The organism is Curvibacter sp. Hmag1.1 (assembly GCF_059769165.1).
Genome location: NZ_JBMBGX010000002.1, coordinates 2,435,953 through 2,453,112, shown reverse-complemented (window position 1 = coordinate 2,453,112; position 17,160 = coordinate 2,435,953). Strand labels below are relative to the sequence as shown.

General features: G+C 59.7%; 16 protein-coding genes. 7 read left to right on the top strand and 9 right to left on the bottom strand.

Going from position 1 to position 17,160, the window contains the following annotated elements; all coding sequences use genetic code 11:
* Positions 1-17 precede the first annotated feature (17 nt).
* Positions 18-1,244: a GGDEF domain-containing protein gene (locus ACOAP0_RS12250; RefSeq protein WP_498376619.1), complete on the bottom strand. Its 1,227-nt coding sequence runs from the start codon at positions 1,242-1,244 to the stop codon at positions 18-20.
* Between the two features lie 215 nt (positions 1,245-1,459).
* On the opposite strand from ACOAP0_RS12250, the gene ACOAP0_RS12245 reads away from it, so the two are divergent.
* Both ACOAP0_RS12245 and ACOAP0_RS12240 read left to right on the top strand, forming a co-directional pair.
* Positions 1,460-2,020 (top strand): pyridoxamine 5'-phosphate oxidase family protein, encoded by a 561-nt coding sequence (locus tag ACOAP0_RS12245; RefSeq protein ID WP_498391422.1) that lies wholly within the window; start codon positions 1,460-1,462, stop codon positions 2,018-2,020.
* 92 nt (positions 2,021-2,112) lie between these two features.
* A complete protein-coding gene (locus ACOAP0_RS12240; protein WP_498376617.1) occupies positions 2,113-2,547 on the top strand; it encodes a thiol-disulfide oxidoreductase DCC family protein in 435 nt (144 codons plus the stop codon).
* A 13-nt stretch (positions 2,548-2,560) separates the two neighbouring features.
* Here ACOAP0_RS12240 and ACOAP0_RS12235 read toward each other — a convergent pair whose 3' ends face one another.
* From ACOAP0_RS12235 to ACOAP0_RS12225, 3 genes are all read right to left on the bottom strand, one after another.
* Entirely contained in the window at positions 2,561-4,090 is a 1,530-nt protein-coding gene (locus ACOAP0_RS12235; RefSeq protein ID WP_498391421.1) for a subtype B tannase, read from the bottom strand.
* 73 nt (positions 4,091-4,163) lie between these two features.
* Entirely contained in the window at positions 4,164-4,730 is a 567-nt protein-coding gene (locus ACOAP0_RS12230; RefSeq protein WP_498391419.1) for a cytochrome b, read from the bottom strand.
* A 69-nt stretch (positions 4,731-4,799) separates the two neighbouring features.
* Complete coding sequence (locus ACOAP0_RS12225; RefSeq protein WP_498376612.1) at positions 4,800-5,963, bottom strand: HD domain-containing phosphohydrolase; 1,164 nt, start codon at positions 5,961-5,963, stop codon at positions 4,800-4,802.
* A 93-nt stretch (positions 5,964-6,056) separates the two neighbouring features.
* Here ACOAP0_RS12225 and ACOAP0_RS12220 point away from each other — a divergent pair, with 93 nt between their 5' ends.
* Together ACOAP0_RS12220 and ACOAP0_RS12215 are read left to right on the top strand one after the other, a co-directional pair.
* Entirely contained in the window at positions 6,057-6,497 is a 441-nt protein-coding gene (locus ACOAP0_RS12220; protein WP_498376611.1) for an FKBP-type peptidyl-prolyl cis-trans isomerase, read from the top strand.
* A gap of 93 nt (positions 6,498-6,590) precedes the next feature.
* Positions 6,591-7,238: a response regulator gene (locus tag ACOAP0_RS12215; protein WP_313879086.1), complete on the top strand. Its 648-nt coding sequence runs from the start codon at positions 6,591-6,593 to the stop codon at positions 7,236-7,238.
* A 2-nt stretch (positions 7,239-7,240) separates the two neighbouring features.
* Here ACOAP0_RS12215 and ACOAP0_RS12210 read toward each other — a convergent pair whose 3' ends face one another.
* A complete protein-coding gene (locus tag ACOAP0_RS12210) occupies positions 7,241-8,632 on the bottom strand; it encodes a sensor histidine kinase (RefSeq protein WP_498376610.1) in 1,392 nt (463 codons plus the stop codon).
* A 235-nt stretch (positions 8,633-8,867) separates the two neighbouring features.
* Here ACOAP0_RS12210 and ACOAP0_RS12205 point away from each other — a divergent pair, with 235 nt between their 5' ends.
* Both ACOAP0_RS12205 and ACOAP0_RS12200 read left to right on the top strand, forming a co-directional pair.
* Positions 8,868-9,551: a PEP-CTERM sorting domain-containing protein gene (locus ACOAP0_RS12205; protein ID WP_498376608.1), complete on the top strand. Its 684-nt coding sequence runs from the start codon at positions 8,868-8,870 to the stop codon at positions 9,549-9,551.
* A 197-nt stretch (positions 9,552-9,748) separates the two neighbouring features.
* Positions 9,749-10,804 carry an alpha/beta hydrolase family protein gene (locus tag ACOAP0_RS12200; protein ID WP_498391418.1) on the top strand — a complete coding sequence of 352 codons (1,056 nt, stop codon included), beginning with the start codon at positions 9,749-9,751 and terminating at the stop codon, positions 10,802-10,804.
* Positions 10,805-10,825: 21 nt separating this feature from the next.
* Here ACOAP0_RS12200 and ACOAP0_RS12195 read toward each other — a convergent pair whose 3' ends face one another.
* The 4 genes from ACOAP0_RS12195 to ACOAP0_RS12180 form a co-directional block, all read right to left on the bottom strand.
* Entirely contained in the window at positions 10,826-11,968 is a 1,143-nt protein-coding gene (locus tag ACOAP0_RS12195) for a M14 family metallopeptidase (RefSeq protein ID WP_498376605.1), read from the bottom strand.
* A gap of 61 nt (positions 11,969-12,029) precedes the next feature.
* Positions 12,030-13,526: a M48 family metalloprotease gene (locus ACOAP0_RS12190; RefSeq protein ID WP_498376604.1), complete on the bottom strand. Its 1,497-nt coding sequence runs from the start codon at positions 13,524-13,526 to the stop codon at positions 12,030-12,032.
* Positions 13,527-13,568: 42 nt separating this feature from the next.
* On the bottom strand, positions 13,569-14,570 hold the full coding sequence (locus tag ACOAP0_RS12185) for a GGDEF domain-containing protein (protein WP_498376603.1): 1,002 nt from the start codon (positions 14,568-14,570) through the stop codon (positions 13,569-13,571).
* 29 nt (positions 14,571-14,599) lie between these two features.
* Positions 14,600-15,406 carry an alpha/beta fold hydrolase gene (locus tag ACOAP0_RS12180; protein WP_481873587.1) on the bottom strand — a complete coding sequence of 269 codons (807 nt, stop codon included), beginning with the start codon at positions 15,404-15,406 and terminating at the stop codon, positions 14,600-14,602.
* A gap of 268 nt (positions 15,407-15,674) precedes the next feature.
* Here ACOAP0_RS12180 and dbpA point away from each other — a divergent pair, with 268 nt between their 5' ends.
* Positions 15,675-17,057, top strand: coding sequence for an ATP-dependent RNA helicase DbpA (dbpA, locus tag ACOAP0_RS12175; RefSeq protein ID WP_498376602.1), 1,383 nt, complete (start codon positions 15,675-15,677; stop codon positions 17,055-17,057).
* Positions 17,058-17,160: the final 103 nt, after the last annotated feature.

Genomic DNA, 17,160 nt, shown 5'->3' with positions numbered 1-17,160 from the left:
CTGACATTACCACCCGGCTAGACGGCAAGCGCCACATCGTTGCACGCCGGAATTCCGCTGGACGACTGCACTTGATTACGCCCTGCGGTCTTGGCGGCGTACAGTGCCTGATCAGCACAGTCGATCACGGCTTCCAGCGACTCAATGCCACCGCGAGTTTGTCCGTCCGGTGCACATGCATAGCCCACCGAAAACGTGAAGCGGACATTGCGGCCATCCTTGATGCGCACCGACTGCCTGCCGGCCTCGTCCACCAGCCGCTGGGCAAAGCGGCCGGCTTCTTCGGCAGAGCAGGCGTGCAAGAGCACACAAAATTCTTCGCCGCCGTAACGCACAGCAATATCGGAGAGGCGGGTCAACTGCGACAACATGCGGGCGGCATGCGCCAGCACGGCATCGCCCCCTGCGTGGCCATAGCTGTCGTTGATACGCTTGAAGTTGTCGATGTCCATCAAGACCAGCGCATAGCCCCCCGCTTGCCACTGGTGGGGCTTGGCAACAGCCATCTCAAAGAATGCGGTGCGGGTGTAAAGGCCGGTCAGGCCATCACGGCGCAGCCGGTCACTCATCTCGTGGTGTTGGCGCTGACTCACCATCACGATAAACACCACGGTGGCCACCGTGAAGTACAAAGCAGCCACGCACAAGGCCACGATCTGGGCGGGCGAGTTCGCAACGGTGGACACCAGCATGGCCTGGCCATTGAGTGCCATGCCTGCCCGCACGAAAAAGGCCAATGCACTGAGTCCGTGAATCATGTTCAAAACCACCCGCCACTGCGTTCCATGCCGCCCGGGGGCCATGGCCACCATCAATGCAGCCAGCACCAGCTGAAAGCCAATGGCCATTGACATGGAAAAAACGCCAAACTGTGCATCCGTTTCTAGGAAATAGACGGCCAATACCCCTGACAGGCCGACCGCACTGCTCAGTGCCACGCTGCTTGCGGGTGCCTCCACCTGCAAGAGTTTGGCGTAAGCCAGCATCGTGAACGGCACAACGGCCAACATGGCCAGATTCGCGACCAGATACGTCAGAACCCAGGGGGCCTTACCGCGAAAGAAGAACAGCAGAAAGGCGAATGAGGCGAAGGCGAGACTCGCAGACCATTGACGCAAACCCAAGCGCTTGGAGGCCGCACCCCGTGCAAGCAAGGCACAGAGAATGGCAAGACTGAACGCCAGCAGACTCGTGGCGAATACCAATGTGGCGGCATCCAGCCGCAGGTGACCCGTTGTATACAAAACCACTCCCTGATGCCTGACGGGTGTGCCTCTGTGGGAACTACCACGCCCTCGTTTTTTTGATGTCAACGACTCAGCAAATATTGTTCCATGGAGAAGCGGCCATAGAACTGAAAATTACTTTATTTCCAGACTTGCCCCTCAGGCAAGCAGCCCAAAGGCTTGACCGATATCATGAAAGCTCGATTCCCAACCCCGAGATCGGCAAGCCTCTTGTGGACACTCCCCTTCTGACCGCACCCGACGTCCGCCAACGCATCTGGCAGGAACTGCAGCGTGCCATGCAAGACCGGCACCACGAATGGCGAACCCCCGTGCTGGCCACGGTGAACGCAGATGGCTTGCCGCAAGCACGCACCGTCGTGCTCCGGCATGCAGATGCACGGCAGGCAACCTTGCAATTTTTCACCGACAAGCGCAGTCCCAAGGTTGCAGAGTTGGAGGCGGCGCCCTCTGTAGCGCTGGTGTTCTGGAGCAAACGGCTTAGCTGGCAGTTGCGGATCCAAGCCACGGCAACGGTGCAACGTAGCGGTCCGGAGGTGGATGCGGTGTGGACGCACGTCAGCCAATCTCCCGCTGCAGGGGACTACCTCTCGGCCAAGGCGCCGGGGGATGTGTGGGAAGAAGACGCCTCAGACACCCCATCCGACAACACGCAGCACTTTCTTGGGATCGTCACTCTGCAGATTCAAAACATGGACTGGCTGGAACTGGCGCGCACGGGCCACCGGCGGGCTGTGTTTACCGCAGACCAGTGGGAATGGCGTGTGCCATGACGTACACGGATGCCCGCGTTGGCGGCAGGGCTTGCCATCGTGCGCTACAAACGGGTGTCAGCATCTTCTGACTGTCTGTTGGGGCTGAGCCCATGTCTGTACCCGTTGAGAAAAATGCACCCCCTGCTTCGTGTGATGCATTGACCGTGATGTTTGATGGCACGTGCCCCTTGTGCCGTCGTGAGATAGGTATGTACCAATCCTTGGACCCTTTGCAAGACGTGCAATGGCTGGATGTGAGTGCGCCACAAGCCGGGCTCTCCCCTGAAGAACAGGCACGACTTATGGCCCGCTTTCACGTGCGACTGCCGGATGGACGCATGCTCAGTGGAGCCGCCGCTTTTGTGGAGTTGTGGCTCACCATGCCGGGTTGGCGCTGGCTGGGACGGATCGGCCGGCTGCCCGGTGTAACGCCGATCTTGGAGCTAACCTACCGGGGCTTCCTGCATCTGCGCCCTCACCTGCAGAAGCTAATGCTCGCCGCAGAGGCTCGACGCTTGCGGGCGGACCAACAGCCCAAGCGCTGAGGCCCGTCTGCCGTTAGCTCGATCTGGCAACCTGGATCATCCAGGCAAAGAGTTGCTCCAGGTCATAGTCGCCACCATGCCCCTGATCCCAGGGCATGGCAAAGTCCACGGCATAGCCTTGGTTCTGTAAGGCGATTGCCAGAATCACCGGAATGGCCAGCGAGGTATCGCGGTCGATCGTGCCATGGCGGATGCGCCAGCGTTTGGCATTGCGCGCATCCCTGCTGCCGATGTATTGCATGGCATTCATCATCTTCACCAGCTTGTCTTCCGCACGCACCGCACCGTTGGCCGTGTTGCGCTGCACCGAGAAATCTGTGAAGTGCCGGTTATCTGTTGCAGGGGTGCCGAACAGGTTGTTCTCACCGCTAGAGGCATCCAGTGCATCGAATGCGGGAGGCAACTTCATGCGGCCTGCATAGCGAACAAAGGCCTCAAAGTCGAGGCTGCGCACTTTGCCTCCTTGGATGTTGAGCCAGCTGTATTTCCCTAAATCTTTGCCTGCATCCAGTTGGCCCTGTGCGGAAGAGAGCACATAGCCCGATACCCAGTCCTTGAAACTGCCGTTACCTGCCGCGTCCAGCGTCAGGGTCTGCCCTTGGGGCGACTTCAGTTTCAAACTGTTGACGTAAGCAGGAAACAAGGGCTTGAGCTCGTTGGACACCTTGATCTGCTCAGGCGTCAGGGTACCGGCCACCTCTTTGCGAACCATGTTGAAGTCCAGCATGCTCACCTGGATAGCCCGGTAATCGTTCACCCCGTTAAACAGCCACTCGTGCGCGGCGTCGGCATGCTCAAGGTTGGTAATCGGGCAGTAGGCCGACACCGCAAAAATGTCGTCCCGCCCCGGCGCTGCGCCTATGGCTTGCAGATAGGGCTCGTAGTCCGGGGAGTTGCCGCTGGCACCTAACAAGGCAGACAAAGCGCCACCGGCGCTCGTGCCGTTGGAAATGATTTTCTCCATGTCGCCGGGCAATACGCTGGCGTTCAAGCGCAAGTAGCGCACCGCGGCTTTCAGGTCCACGATGGCTGCCGGCGCTTTGCCGGTGAAGGCACCATCGGCATCCTTCAAGGTGCGTCCCCGTGCGCCGGGAGATGCGACTACAAAGCCCTTGAGCAAAGCCGCCGCGATGGTGCTGGGCTTGCCAGCGCTGGGGCCCTGGGTTGCCGCTTGCGCAGTACCCGGCTTGGCGGGCATGTAGCCGCCGACCTGGTTGGGGAAAAACACCGGCGCCGTACGGGCATCGAAGTCTCCCACCTTGGCGTTTTGGTAGTAAGCCTCCGGCACATAGATATTGATCACCTGGTAGGCGGCATCCACCGGCTTGGCGACGTACGGCACCCCTAGGTAGGCCCGCACTGCGATGCTTTGCCCGCCCACCGACACCGTTTGCTTTTCAAAACGCGTGGGGTCCAGGCGCAATGCATCGGGCGCTGTGGCGGCTACAGCGTCACTCTTGGTTGATGAACAGGCTGCGCCCATCAGCACAGCGGTACCGGCCAGACAAGCCAGCGTGGCACGGCGGGAAATGGAAGACGACATTCGAAAACTCCTTGGGGGAGCATGCTAACGAGTGACCGTGAAGCGCAGATGTAGCAACCGTAAAGCCACGTATTCAGCGTGCCTTACCGGGCATCATGGAGCGCAACACGCCGTCCTTGACCACATAGTGGTGGTAGAGGGCTGCTACCGCATGCAAGCCGGCCAGCCACACAATGGCATCGCCCAGAAACTGGTGCACATCCCCCCAATCGGCAGCTTCAGAAAAGGGCAGCTGCTGCGTCCATGGCAACTCGTTGATGCGGATGCCCCCCAGCAGTGTGAGCGGGTGGGATTCAGTACCCAGGGCCATGAGCGCAGTGAACGGCGTTGCCAACAGCAGCGCCCAGAGAACGATGTGTGTTCCCTGGGATGCCAGCTTCATCCAGGTCGCCATGTCGAACTTCGGCACAGCAGGACGGAACAGCACCCACAGCAAGCGCAACAAGGTTGCGAAGAACACAAAGATACCCAGGCTCTCGTGCCAGACGATGTCCAGCCGCGTGGAGGGGTCCACGCCGTCGCGCATGAGGCGCCCGAATCGCTCAGGCCCCAGAACGAAAGCCACCGTCACCGCCAATGCGGTAATCCAGTGGAATGCGCGGCTGACAGTGTCGTATTTGGATGATGCGGATGGTTTCATGGCTACTCCCTAAATGGGAACAGTATGGACCTTTCAGATTAAGCCAAGCTGAAGGCTGTGCTCCGGCCGTCAGGCATATTCGCCCGGCTCGCGCACATCGGCAAAGCGCTGCTTGATCGACGCCCGCTCTTCTTTGGCAGATAACAGGGCCTCAACACAATCCTTATCCAACAAGCCGGCATTGGCTTCTGCGCGCAACTCGGCGCACACGGCTTCGTCATCCCACGAGTTTTTGTAGGCCCGGCGGTTGCTGAGCGCGTCATACACATCGGCCACCGCCACAATGCGCCCCTCCAGGGGTATCTGCTCCATGGTCAGCCCACGCGGATAGCCTGAGCCGTCGCCCCGTTCATGATGGGTAGATACGATGTTGCGCATGATCTGCTCCTGCATGCTGCCCTGCAGCCCCAGGTCCTGGCTGATACGGCCGATGATGCTCTCGCCCATGGCCACATGGCGCTTCATGATCTCGTACTCGGCGGCGTCCAAGCGGCCGGGCTTGAGCAGGATGTGGTCCGGGATACCGACTTTGCCGATATCGTGCAGCGGGGAGAACAACTCCAAGTACTCGATGTAAGCATCACTCAAGTCATGGCTCACGGCCAAAGCACGTGCCATGATGCGGGAGTAGTACGCAATGCGCTCCAGATGCTGGCCGGTTTCAAAGTCCCGTGATCGGGCCAAGTCCACCGCGACCTGAATGGCACTCACAATGCCGCGCGCCAATCGGCGTTGGGTCAAAAACAAGTGGGCAATCAGATCTGTGAATTCGCGCAGCTCTTCCACATCCGCATCTGTGAAAGCATGGAGTTGCCTGGAGTCGTAAAAGAGGAAACCCGCCAGCACATCGCCCTGGTAGACCGGCGTTGTCACGCTGGATTGGTAGTGGTGATGTTTGAGCCAATAGTTGGGGATGGACGGGGACTGGAAGGTCTCAGCCATGTTGTGGATGACCCGGGTTCCACGCTGCAGAGCCAGCTCCGAGAGCGTGGGCACATCCGCCAAAGCGACTTCATAGTGCTGCAGAGCTCCATCGTCACGGTTGTTGCTGACAAGGGTCTTCAAAAGCCCGGTATGAGGATCGTGGGTCACCACAGCAATACGGTCCACCACCGCAACCCGGCTATTCACCAGGCGGTGAATCATCTCTAACTGGGGGGCAAGCCCACCATACGGCGCAGACTCCACCACATGGTGCGGTGAAAGCGCAGACAAAATGGGGTACAACTTCATGGCCGCCATTGTTGCGCTTTATCGAGTCCTTGCGTAAAAAATTGGCACCGTTATCCGTCCATCAGATCGCTTGTTTCACACTACATTCAACCTATGAAAACCATTCTCCGCACCTCCCTCTTGGCCATGGCCCTGCTGACCCAGAGCGCCTTCGCACAAAATGCCGTGAGCGCGGCAGCCGCCAAAGAAGAAGGCGCTGTCGTCACCTCCAGCGGTCTGGTGTATCGCAGCCTCAAAGACGGAACAGGTGCCAGCCCCAAAGCCACCGACAAAGTCACGGTGCACTACAAAGGCACCTTTCCGGACGGGCGCGAATTTGACAGCTCCTACAAGCGCGGCCAGCCGATTGACTTTCCGCTCAACGGAGTGATCCCCTGCTGGACCGAAGGTGTGCAGCGCATGAAGACAGGCGGCAAAGCCAAGCTGACCTGCCCACCGGAAATCGCATACGGTGCCCGTGGTGCAGGTGGCGTGATCCCCCCGAATGCGACGCTGGTGTTTGAGGTTGAACTGCTGGGCGTGAACGGCAAATAAAGAGCAGATGGAGGGAAGCCACGGCATGCGCAACACATGCCAGGTTGTAAACCATTGGCTCCGACTTGACGCATGCCCCTGATTGACACATTTATGTCCCCCATCCGCATACTGATCGCCGAAGATCACACCATGCTGGCTGATGCGCTACAAATGCTGCTGTCTACCCAAGCGGACATGAAATGCATTGGCATCGCTACCAATGGCCATAGTGCTGTAGAGCAGAGCAAGAATTTGCATCCTGATGTACTTTTGCTTGACTTGGGACTTCCAGGCCTTGATGGCTTGGGTGTAATGAAGGCACTGCACGCCATGGAAGCAGCCCCACGCACACTGGTGGTTACTGCGCGTATGGATGCGGGCTCTGTGCGAGCTGCACTTGCGCTTGGTGCAACGGGTTATGTTCCGAAAAATGAAAGCAGCAGCGAGTTGCTGCTCGCCATCCGCCGGGTAGCTCAAGGTCGACGCTACATCAGCAACGACATCGCCAGCCTGTTTGTGGATGATTCGGTGACTGAAGCCACTGAAATCAAACTCACCAACAGCGAAACCACGATCCTGCAACTTGTCGGTGAGGGGCTGACGAGTAGAGAAATCGCGTTGAAGCTCAACATTAGTGAGGGCACTGTCCGCAAGCACAGGGAAAACCTGCGAAGCAAGCTTGGTATCCGCAACAGCGCCGAAATGGCCGCATACGCCATACGTACACAAGGCGGAAGCACTCAGCCTGGAGATCTCTAGCCTCATCCACTCGCAACAACCTCGCCTACGGTCTTGCTATGTTGAGTGCTCAGGCCACACAGCGTGAAAACTGATCCACGACCCGGGGCGCTCATCAACGCAATATCTGCAGTCATGTACGCTGCTTGCGCTCTGGCAATCGCCAAGCCCAATCCGTGGCTTTCGTCAGCGTGCCTGTCATCAAAACTGCGATAGGCGTCGAACAACAAAGCCTGCTGCTCGACAGGAATTCCACGACCGCTGTCGCGAACCTCGATACAAAGCTGACGTCCTGAACGATACCCTCGACGCAAGCGCACTCCTACATACACCGCACCTGCATCGGTGTTTTTGATGGCATTGCTGATCAAGTTTAGAAGAATGGATTCGAGCATCCTACGGTCGCTCCACACGGCTTTGTTCCGCAGCTTTTCCATTGCGGCGAACCGCAGCACCAGGCCTTTGGCCTTGGCTTGGTCGTCGAACAAGGCCCGCAGGTGCTCAAACAGGTCCACTAATTCGACGTGGGATATTTGCAACCTGAGCGTGCCGGACTGCAAGCGCGATAACTCCAACAGGCGACTTACTTGTGCATGCAGCTCACCCAATGCACTTTCCATCTTCGGCAAAACATGGCCCAACGCATCCGCGCTGCTTTGAGGATCGGTATGCTTCAGGACGCCGAAGAACAATCCAATCGCCTGAAGAGGCTGTTTCAAATCGTGGCTCACCCCGGCAAGAAAAAGTGATTTGGTTTGGGAAGCGTTCTCAGCCTGGTCCTTGCTCAGTTGCAAGTCCGCAATCAACTTCTGATTTTCGTATCGCAAGCGCACGGTCTCGCGGTGCATCCTGTGGGAGTCGTGCGCATATCGGGTAATCACCCCCAAGAACATCACTGTCATACCCGCCAGTACAAGCTGCTCATTCTGGCCACTGCGCACCATGAGATACATGTATGGAATCAAAATAGGCAGGACAAATGCAAGAAAGGCCGGCGGATGCACCGACAAGGGCGTAACCGCAACGGCAATCAACCCGGCCATGATGGAGCCGGCAAGCAATTGCGCTACGGGTTGGTTAATGTCCACGTACAACCATGTAAACGCACCCCAACTCGCGCCAGACGCCAGTGACGACAAGGTGTACACCAGCAATACATCTGCATGACGCTGTGGATCGTCCATACGAGTTCGCGAACGCCACATGAACGCCTCGCGCGCCGCATTCGCGATCACGCTGAACACCGCCCAAGCTGCAATGACGCCATTGGCGACCCGGCCATGCATCAACCACATGCAAACACTGCTCAGCAAAACGACCGCCACCAATGGAAAGTGCAAGTCGAAAACAAAGTAATGGGCAAACGCCTGCTTCTCAAACTGAGCCAGCGTTTGGGTCTGCGTTTTGGGAGCCATGAACGTTGGACCGCGGGTGTGGAAATCGGGCCTCCACTATGCCACTTACCTACCGCCTTCAGACCATAGTCCGACTGGACTAACCACCACCAAATGCAGACGTTTTATACGCACTTGTGCGTATGAAAACCGCGTCTTCTACGCACTGCAACGAATTGCGACTGGCAATTGCTACTTTTAGTCTCGCTCTGTCAACAACTGTCGCACACCAAGCGACTCCATTCAGGGAGCCCCCATGTCGTTCATCCAGTCCATTTCTCATCGAGTGCTCGCATTTACGTTCTTCATTGGGATAGGTGCTGCTGCCCATGCCGTAGTCAACCAACCTCTGACCCAATACACCGACTTCAACAGCTTTGCAGCGGCGACCGGTCCGCTGCAAACTGAAAGCTTCAACAGTTATTTCGCCGATCAAGCGGCCAACAACCTCAACTTCGGAGCGTTCGTAGGACACAACAGCCTGCAGATCGATGCGCCCGACTTGAACTACAGTATTGACGGCACCACCAATGTTTACACGGATCTCTCCTATGGTGGCTGGTTTGACCTCCGCTTCAATGCACCGGTGATGGCCTTCGGTGCCAGATTTTCCGGACTGAGCTCCCGGATTCGTCTTGGGATTGACGCGGACAGCCTAGCGGGCTACGGCTCGTATTACCACTTGGGCAGTTATCAAGCTACAGCGAGTATTGATAACACCCCCCAATTCATCGGCTTCACATCCACACAAGCGTTCAACCGCATCACCTTTGTTTCCGATGGTTGCTGCAGCGCAAGATTCGCTTTGGACAACGTGGTCCACACCAGTGCGTTAGCGCCCGTAACTCCAGCAGTTCCCGAACCCGAAACATACGGCATGCTGCTGGCTGGCTTGGGGGTCATGGGTGCAGTGGTACGTCGGCGCAAGCAAACAAATTGATGGCTCTGGTTCTCGTGATGCACAGTACCGGTTTGTTCAGAGGACGTTCACTTCCGGGACGCAAGCTATCTGCTTTAACAGTCTCAACTGCGCTCTTCCTCGGCACACTGATGTGTGTTCCGCCACCGCTACAAGCTCAACCGACCGCAGAAGATGCGCCGCCGCCATCAACGTTGGCCGCCGACATGTTTGAGACCGTGACTAAACTGCAGGTCACTGTGAAGGACATGTACGGCAAGTCCATCGACGGCCAGATGGTGCTCACCCATTTCAAGCCGCCAGGGGATGGACCTTTCCCCGCCGTGATCATGAACCATGGTCGCGACTCCAACCAGCGGGCCAACCCCTCGCGCTATAGATACTCAGACATAGCACGCTACTGGTTGCGCCGGGGCGTTGCGGTGTTTGTACCTACCCGATTGGGTTATGGCGACAGTGGAATGGAGCAAGACCCGGAGTTCACAGGCGCCTGCGACAAGAAAGACTATGACTCCGCCGCCGCCGTAACCAATGTCCAGACCTTGGCTACGGTGGAATTCGCCATCAAGCAGCCTTGGGTCAACCCCAGCAAAGTCATTCTCATGGGGCAGTCCATGGGCGGCTTTGCCACCGTGGTGGCGATGGGCGCTAAACACCCTTCGGTGATTGCCGGCATCAACTTTGCCGGGGGTAGTGGCGGGGATCCGGTGAACCGGAAAACCAACCCTTGCGGGTACCACCGGTTGGCCGACACATTCGAAAAAGCAGGTAGATCCAATGCGGGTAATACACCCATGTTGTGGCTCTATTCCGAGAACGACAACTACTGGGGCCCCGGCATTCCCCGCAAATGGCATGAGGCTTACACCGGCGCAGGTGGCAAAGCCGAATTTGCAAGCTTCGGCCCCGTGAGCACCGATGGACACAGTCTGCTCTCCAAGGGCATGCCACTATGGCGCCCAGTACTGGATCGATTCATCAACACGCATGGCATGGCCCTTCCCCGTGCTACCGGTGCACCGCCGCCCAGCGGATACGCCGCTATCGCTGACGCCAGCAAGCTCCCCCTTGTCAAACAGGAGGTGAAAGAAACGGGCTATGCGCGCTTTCTCGCGATGGATCTGCCTCGCGCACTGGCCATTGGGCCCATGGGCGAGTGGGCCTTCTTCTCGGGCGACAACGTGATTTCGCGAACGCTTGAACGCTGCGCCCAAACCGCCAAGACGGCATGCAAGTTGTACGCTGTGGACGACGATGTGGTCTGGCTACCCTGAGGTGCAGTCGACAGGCCGAAATTAGACCGACCACTGCAGCAAGGGCTGCAGCACACTGGCCCCCAGCTTTTTGGAGCGCTGGCCGCTCCAGCCGGTGGTGGGGTCGGGCAGGTTGGCGTTGTCCTTGAAGGGCATCTCGATCGTCAAAGCCATACAACCGAAACGCTGGGCGATCCAATTGGTGGCCAGTGACATATTGGCCTGGCCTGCCGCCACGCGGCCGTAATTGAGCGTGTCCTGGAAGTCGGGGCAGGCGCGCATCCAGTCGGTCTTGAAGTCGTCTTCCAGCTCGGCAATACGCGGGGTGTAGCCCGGCGTGCCTTCAGAGCCGACCACAAAGTTGCAAGGCAGCGCTTCGTCGCCGTGCACGTCCAGGCACAGGTCCACGCCGGTGGCCTCCATGGCTTGGCGCACCAGGGCCACTTCGGGCGAGCGCTCCATGCTGGGCGCGGCCCACTCCCGGTTCAGGTTGGCGCCCGCGGCGTTGGTGCGCAGGTTGCCCAGCACTGCGCCATCCGGGTTCATGTTGGGCACCACATGGAAATTGCAGCGCTGCAGCAGGGTGCGGCTGACGGAGTCGTCGGCGTCCAGCAGGCGTTCCAGAAAGCCTTCCACAAACCACTCGGCCATGGTCTCACCGGGGTGCTGCCGGGCGATAACCCACACGTCTTTTTTGTCTTCATCAGCCACCAGGCTGTGCACGTCGGCAACACGCAGCACGCTCATGTCGCGCCCCTGCACGGTGGTGCCCAGCCGTTCCACGGTGACCAGCGACGAGGCTGCTGCCGAGGCCAACAGGTCCAGGTGCTGCTCGTACGAATAGGGTTCGAAGTAAGCGAAGTAGATGGCGTTGGTCTGCGGTGTGATGCGCGCGGTCATGACCTCGCCGTCATAACTGGTCTCAATGCGGCTCCAGTGCTGGCGATCCTCGCTGCAGACCACCTGGTAACCCTCCCAGCCCTTGGGGTAGGCGCACTGTTTTGCGTTCATGAACCGCAGGGTCACCGGCTCGCCGGCCGCGCCGTGCAAGCAGAAGTGAAACCACTGGGCAAACTCTGCCGCCGTGTCCTGGCGGATGCGCAACTGAATGTCGTGCGCAACGTCGAGCCGCAACACCTCGATGGCGCCGGAATCGAACTGGGAAGAGATAGAGAGTTGAGTCATAGAGTTTTCAAGCAGTGGCGCTCATGGAATGTGCGCAGGCAGCTACTAAAAATATAGCAAATTACTGCGGCAATACGACTTTAACCAGTTGACCGGGCGTAGGCTCCCCGCCGCCATAAAAACCATTGATCAAGCGCAACTGTTGCTCAGGTCGGGCAATCGGCGAAGTGCGGGCCAGCTCGGCAAAGCCGCCTTTGGGGTAGGGCACGGATTTGATCACCCAGGGCCGGGCGGCGGCCTTGTCGGCCGTGGTCAGCGCCCGGAAGCTGCCTTCTGCTTCGCGCAGGCCGGCTCTTGCACGCGCCAGAGCATTGGCATCCTTGGCGGTGGACTGCAGCAGATACACCCGGTCTCCCGGTCCGGAGACGACCGTGGCTTCCAGTGCCACGGTGGTGCCATTGGCATTGGCCCGCGCACCGGTGAATCGCGAGGCCTGCAGGCCATTGATGGTGGTGGCCTCCAGCTTTCCCTGGGTGGGCTTGAGCAGGTTGCGCACTACATCAGCGGGTGCCTTGCCGGCCTGGGCCGGCACCACACGCACCAACAAGGCGGCGTCACGGGCCGTGTTGATGAAGGCGAGTTGCTCCGCATCGTTCTGGATGTACCAGCCGGCCGGTGCTGTGAGCGCCAGGCCCAAGGGCTCATGGTAGAAATTGCGCCCGCGCACCAGCCCCTGGTCCGGGCTGTCGCCGAAGTTCATGTTGCTGATCGCCTGCAAATAGCGGGCCCGGCCTTCGTCGTTGTAGCGGTCCTTGCTCTGGTACTGCTCGGCCAGAAGGGTAATGGTCTGCAGGCGCTGGTCATTGCTGGGGTGGGATGCCAGCCAGTCGCCTTTGGCAGGCGCCGGACGTCCTTCGGCCTTGGCCTGGTCGGCCGCAAACAGCTCCTGATTTTTGAGGACCTTGATCACGTCGATCATGTTGCGGGGGTCGTAGCGGGTGCGGTAGAGGTATTCAGCACCCAGGCCATCTGCCTGTAATTCCTGCTCGCGCCCGTAAGACGCGATGTAGCCCGCCGCCACGTTTTGCGACACCTGGCCCGCCAGCTGCCCGGCACCGGTAACGCCGTAGGCCTCTGCCACCGCACCCAGAACGCTGGCAGCGAACACGCCCAAGCCCGCATTTTGCTGGCTGGTGGCACGCTGTGCACCATGGCGGGCAGTGACGTGGCCGATTTCATGGCCGATCACCCCGGCCAGATCGGCCTCGCTCTCCATGTAGGCCATGATGCCGCGCGTGACATACACATAGCCGCCGGGCAGGGCAAACGCGTTGATCTCGGGGCTGTCCAGCACGGTGAAGTGCCATTGCAACTGGGTACGGTGACTTTGGGCAGCCAGCTTCTGGCCCAAGGCGTTCACATAGGCCTGCAGCTCGGGGTTTTTGACCACGCCGTATTCCTGCAGCACCTGCTGGTGCCCCTTGGCGCCCTCGGCCAACTCGGCCTCTTCGCTCATGGCCGAACGTTCGGTTTGGCCGGTCACGGGGTTGACCACATTGGTGCCGCAAGCCACCAGCAATGCGCTGCTTACCAGCGCCACACTCCACCAGGAACGCATGAGAAAACCTTTGATTACGCGCCGCAGCGCCATGCACAAATTTTAGGAGAGTCCGGTCGGCCCGTCGTGCCACATCGTGCGGTTACGCCCGGCCGACTTGGCCCGGTACAAGGCCAGATCCGCCTGGTGCAACAAGCGGGTCAGAAACACCATATCGCGCCCCTGGTGCAGCGTCTGTTGGGCGCATGACACCCCGATGCTGACCGTCACCGGCTTTTTGTGCACACGCACATCCTGCACCAGCAAATGCACCCGCTGGGCAATCGCGCTGGCTCCGTCCGGGCCGGCGCCGGGGAGCCACAAAGCGAACTCCTCGCCGCCATAACGCACCACCACGTCGCTGCCGCGCTTGCTGGCCTGCAGCTGGCGCGCCAACTCCTGCAGCACACGGTCACCCTCTTCGTGTCCATAGCTGTCGTTCACCCGTTTGAAGTGGTCCACATCGACCATCAGCAAGGCAGCGGGCGTGCCCAGCTCGGACTGCATTTGCCACTGCTCGACTGCGCGCTCCAAGGCGCGCCGGTTCCCCAGGCGGGTGAGGGGGTCGGTCAGGCTCAATGCGGAGAGTTCACGGTTCTCGGTTTCCACGCTCTGCGTGTGTTGCGACAGCTGCTGATGCACCGATCGCAGCTCCGCGTTGGCTTGCGACAGCTCCGCAGCCAGCCTTTGCGCCCGACCGCGCGCCTCGACCAATTCCGCCTCAAACCGGCTGCGCTCCAGGGCCACAAAGAACACCCAGAAAATGCAGTCCTGCTCATCCCAGAGGCCGCGCCGCGCATTCACCATGACCGGTACCCGCTCGCCCGCCGCGTTGTTGAGGTGCAGATAGATCTCCTGCACGTTGCCATGGCGCAGCATCAGCGGCCATACATGGGTCTGCAAAAAGATACGGCCGGGCGTGGACAACAGGCAGTCCATGTAGCGCCCTTTCCATGACTCCGTCACGCCGCCCACCAGAGCCAACAGGTCGCGGTTGGCAGTCACGATATGGCCTTGCGGGTCGGTCACAAGTACCGGGCTGGGGAGGAGGTCCAGGTGTTCCATCAGTCGAAACCCGGATATCTCTTTCAGCATCAAACCGGATGTGCGAGGAATGCCTTCATGGCATCCACCACCAAATGGGCATGTGACATGTGGCTGCAATGCCCCACCACATCCAGCACTTCCAGGGTGCTGTTGCGCAGGTGCTGGTGCAGGTATTCGCCTACCTCAACCGGTGCCAGTGCGTCATAGCGGTGCTGCAATATCAAGCTGGGGCAGTTCACATGAGGCAGGTCGGCCCGGTTGTCTGCATAAAAGGTCGCCTCGGCAAAGATGCGGGCAATCACGGGATCGGTCGAACAAAAACTCTCCGCCAACCGGCGGGCGACCGGACCACTGTCCTTTTCTCCGGAAATCACCGGAGTCAGGTAGTCGGCCCAGCCGAGGTAGTTTTGGTCCATCAAGGCCAGCAGGCCTTCCAGGTCGGTGCGCTCAAAACCGCCTATGTAGTCCGGCGGCTGGTTCAGGAAACAGGGTGATGGGCCGACCATGACCATCCGTTCAAACAAGTCCGGACGGGCAATCGACGCCAGCATGCCAATGGAGCTGCTCACCGAGTGCCCCACAAAAGTAACCCCTGAAGACAGCCCCAGGGCATCGCAGACATCCAGCACGTCCTGGGCATAGCCGTTCAGGGTGCTGTAGCGGCGGCTGTCAAAAGCCGTGATGTCTGACTGGCCACTGCCCACATAGTCAAACAACACCTGGCGGTAGCCATCGGCAAATGCAGGCAGCACCTGTGACCACATGTGCTGGTTGCAGCCGAAGCCATGGGCATACAGCAACACCTTGTCGCCTTCGCCCGTCACATGGACGTTGTTTCGTTTCAGGATATTCATGGACAAGGCCCTGGTTGCCAGCATGGGGTTGGCGAGCAGTCTAGGCCAAAAATCCCGCGTGAGGCAAGAACCCCCCTTCACGAACACTGTTTCGCACAAAGCCGGCAGAAGCCCATGCAAGCAATGTTTGCACGACCTGCAAACCTTTGCCGTTTAAGCATCAAATCGATCATTTGCGCTCAATGCATAAGCGCGGGAAGCTACAAAATATATAGCAAATACGTCCTCCGGAAAACGGTTTTAGGGGGTCTGCGCCGATAATCGGGGGATGACAGCTTTCTCCACCCTTCCCCTCGCACCTGCCACGTTGGCCAACCTGCAACAGCTGGGCTTTGATGCCATGACACCCATCCAGGCCGCCAGCCTGCCCGTGGCCCTGGCCGGCAAAGACCTGATTGCCCAGGCCAAAACCGGCAGCGGCAAGACGGCCGCCTTTGCCCTGCCCCTGCTGGCCAAGCTCAACCCCCGCTGGTTTGCGGTGCAAGCCATGGTGCTGTGCCCCACCCGCGAGTTGGCCGACCAGGTGACGGTGGAAATCCGCCGCTTGGCCCGCGCGCAAGACAACATCAAGGTGGTGACCCTGTGCGGCGGCGTAGCCACACGCGGCCAGCGCGCTTCGCTGGAAAACGGCGCCCACATCGTCGTGGGCACGCCCGGCCGCATCATGGACCTGCTGGAGCGCGAGTACCTCACGCTCGAAGGCCTGAACACCCTGGTGCTGGACGAAGCAGACCGCATGCTGGACATGGGCTTCTTTGACGACATCGTGACCGTGGCACGCCAGTGCCCCAAAGAGCGCCAGACCCTGCTGTTCTCGGCCACCTACCCCGAAGGCATCGAGAAGCTGGCCAAGCAGTTCATGCAAGACCCGCAGCAAATCAAGGTGGAAGCCCCGGTGGCCGACAACACCATTGAGCAGCGCTTTTTTGAGGTGGATCGCGAGTCCCGCTTCAGCGCGGTGTGCAGCATCCTCAACCACTTCCGCCCGGTGAGCACGATCGCGTTTTGCAACACCAAGCAGCAGTGCAACGAGCTGGTGGACAAGCTGGTGACCGACGGCTTTGTGGCCCAGGCCTTGCACGGCGACCTCGACCAACGCGAGCGAGACCAGGTGCTGGCCCAGTTTGCCAACCGCAGCTGCTCGGTGCTGGTGGCCACCGATGTGGCATCGCGCGGGCTGGATGTGAAAGAGCTGGACATCGTCATCAACGTGGACATCACGCCCGACCCGGAAGTGCATGTGCACCGCATCGGCCGCACCGGCCGCGCGGGCGAGAAAGGGCTGGCCGTGAGCCTGGCCAGCATGCGCGAAATGGGCGCGGTGGGCAAGATCGAGCAGTACCAGAACACGCCCTCGGTGTGGCACAAGCTCGACGAGCTGACTCCCACAGGATCAGGCCGCTTGCTGCCCCCCATGGTCACCGTGCAGATCGCCGGTGGCCGCAAAGAAAAAATCCGCCCCGGCGACGTGCTGGGCGCGCTCACCAACACCGAGGGCGGCCCCGCCTTCACCCGTGAGCAGATCGGCAAAATCCAGGTCACCGAGTTCTGCACCTTTGTGGGTGTGGCGCGTGATGTGGCCCAGGCGGCGTGTAACAAGCTCAACGCAGGCCGCGTCAAGGGCAAGAGCGTGCGAGCACGTTTGCTGTAAACAGGCGGCGGGTAGTGGCAGGCAAGAAGCCGGTTTATCCGGCTTTGTAAGGGAAATTCCTACACGTTTTCCAGCGCTTGCCTGACTCCATTTTTTGGAGTGC